Here is a 2,507-nt window from a genome sequence, read left to right as displayed (position 1 = left end):
TCAACAAGGAATCTCCTGATCGGGTCGAGTTCGATACCGCGTGGACCCTGACGATAATTGTCTATGGAGCCTGTGCGCTGATAATTGCCCTTCTTGCGGTACCGATGGCGGGCTTTTTCGGGGAGCCGCGGCTGACGCTGGCGCTCTGGGTAATCGTCGCCGGTTGGATGCTGCGTGGCTTCGAGAATGTCGGTACCGTCGAATTCCGCCGGCAAATGAAATTTAGTAAGGAGTTTGTTTTTCGCGCATCGAAACGGCTCATCGGATTCCTCGTGACCATCATCTCGGCGATCATTTTCAGGAGTTACTGGGCGTTGATCGCCGGGATGGTGGCCGGATCGGTAGCCGGTGTACTCCTGAGTTATGTCCTGGCCCCTTATCGGCCCAGCTTTGCGCTGGGCGCGGCGCGCGAGCTTTTCGGCTACTCGAAGTGGCTGTTATCGAATAACGCCGTCCTCGTCGGTGTTGTGCGTTTCCCCCATTTCCTGATTGGTCGGCTTCTCGGTGCCCAATCTCTTGGTATCTATACGCTCGCGTACGACATTGCCACCATGCCTGCCACCGAACTCTCGGCGCCGGTCAATCGGGCCGCATACCCTGGTTATGCGAGGCTGGTGCCCCAGCCGGAAGCATTCAAGAAGACGTTCATGGATATCGGGGCACTAGTGGTGGCTATTGCTTTGCCGGCGGGTGTGGGGTTGGCGTTGGTGGCAGAGGAATTGGTTCTGGTGGCTCTGGGGCAACAGTGGGCGGCAGCTGCGCCTCTCATGGAAGTTCTTGCGATCTCTGCCGTATTTGTTGCGGCCTCTGGCAACAACGGGATGGCGCATCTTGCATTGGGGTATGCCAGGGCGGTGACCGTCCAGTCAGCGCTCAGATTGACTGTGCTGGTCCTTTTGAGTGCGGCCCTCATAGACGAGCTTGGGGTGCAGGGAATCGCGCTAGCCGAACTTTGCGGTGCAATAACCTGCTTTGTCGCGAGTTTCCCCCTGATTTTTCGTCGTCTCGAGATTCGTATTGCGGAGTACCTGAGCTATAACTGGCGGCCGGTTGTGGCGAGTCTTGTAATGAGCATTGCCGTCATTGGGGTGCAGAGTGCCGTGGATGATACGGATTCGCTCGGGGGCTCGGCTCTTGTGCTCGCGTGTGCTGTCCCGAGCGGTGTGGTGGTGTATTCAGCCTCACTCTACATTTTGTGGAGGATGTCAAGGCGACCCGATGGGGCGGAGAAAGTCTTGCTCAATAAGTTGACCGGGGCGGGTGTGAGCGTGCGTCGGAGATTTGCGTGAGCAGGGTGCCCTGCGTTTCGATCGGACTGCCCGTCTTTAACGCAGGCGAATATCTGTCACCGGCGCTGGATGCGACACTCGGCCAGACATTCGGTGATTTCGAGCTCATCATCTCGGACAATGCCTCAACGGACTCAACATTGGATATCTGCGAACAATACGCTCGTGAGGATGATCGGGTCCGGATCATTCGCCAGCCGCACAATTGCGGCGTTAATGCAAACCACAAGGCGGTTTTCCTGGAAGCCACCGGTGAGTACTTCCGGTGGGCGAGTGCGGATGATGTTCCGGATTTAAACCTTCTCGATCATGCAGTGGAGACCCTGCGCCGGGATGAGGAGATCGTGGCCTATGTTCCGGATACTGTGAATATCGACGCGGACGGCAATCAGGTGGATCACCCTGCGCGAACTCTTAATATCAGGAGTCATGATGCTAGTGTCCGCGCCGAGGCCGTACTCAGAAACGACTATCAGATTGTCTTCACGCAGGGCCTGATGCGAAGGTCAACCTTGCTGACGACCTCATGCAGGTTGGATTACTTTGGATGGGACTTTGTCCTTCTCTTCGAACTGAGCTTGCGCGGCTTGCTGGCTAACGTCGAGGGCCCTCTGCTCAAGAGGAGACTGCATCAGCGCAGTGCGGCGCATTCGACTCGTAAAGTCTCGGAGGTACGGAAGTGGGTGGATCCTTCGATTCGGTCGAGAGTTCTGCTGCCGCATTGGAAGTGGACGGCAGAGCGTATGAGGGCGTCAGTCAATGCGCCACTCAAGGTTACGGAGAGACTGCAGACCTTGCGCCTTGTCCTGCGTCACGCCAGATGGACGCGCCAGGCGTTGTGGCGCGATATCGTCATGTCTGCAAACCTGCTGCGAGGAAAAACCGATGAATTTCCGTTCTGAGCAGGCGTGTGGCAGCCGACGGTCAACTCGGTAGACGTGGCCGAATATGCAGATCAGTGATTTCGGCGGTTTCGGGCAGGCTGAGACAAAACAACACACTAGCCGCCACGTCGGCGGGTTGCCCCGCGCGCCGTCCCGCTCGTAGCGTGCGGGCATGCCCTCACTTCCGCGGGTCCGCCGCTTCTCCGATCCGCGCGCCTTCCTCGCACGGGCGGGCCCGTGGCTCATGCGCCGGGAGGTCGAGCACACGCTGCCGCTCGGCATCGCGCGGGACCTGGCATCCGGCCAGGAGGCCGATGGCTCCGCCGGCGTGCCG

Annotated in this window: 2 protein-coding genes; both read left to right on the top strand. The window is 58.8% G+C overall.

The window, feature by feature from the left end:
* The coding region (locus LCF60_RS24565) for an oligosaccharide flippase family protein (RefSeq protein WP_292295142.1) at positions 1-1,289 on the top strand (1,289 nt) is incomplete at its 5' end.
* On the top strand, positions 1,286-2,191 hold the full coding sequence (locus LCF60_RS24560) for a glycosyltransferase family 2 protein (RefSeq protein WP_292295141.1): 906 nt from the start codon (positions 1,286-1,288) through the stop codon (positions 2,189-2,191). The genes LCF60_RS24565 and LCF60_RS24560, both read left to right, overlap by 4 nt.
* Positions 2,192-2,507 lie beyond the last annotated feature (316 nt).

It is taken from the genome of Marivita sp. (assembly GCF_020055635.1).
Classification (GTDB): Bacteria; Pseudomonadota; Alphaproteobacteria; order Rhodobacterales; family Rhodobacteraceae; genus Marivita.
Note: the sequence above shows the minus strand (reverse complement) of the source record. Positions and strands in the feature narration are given on the sequence as shown.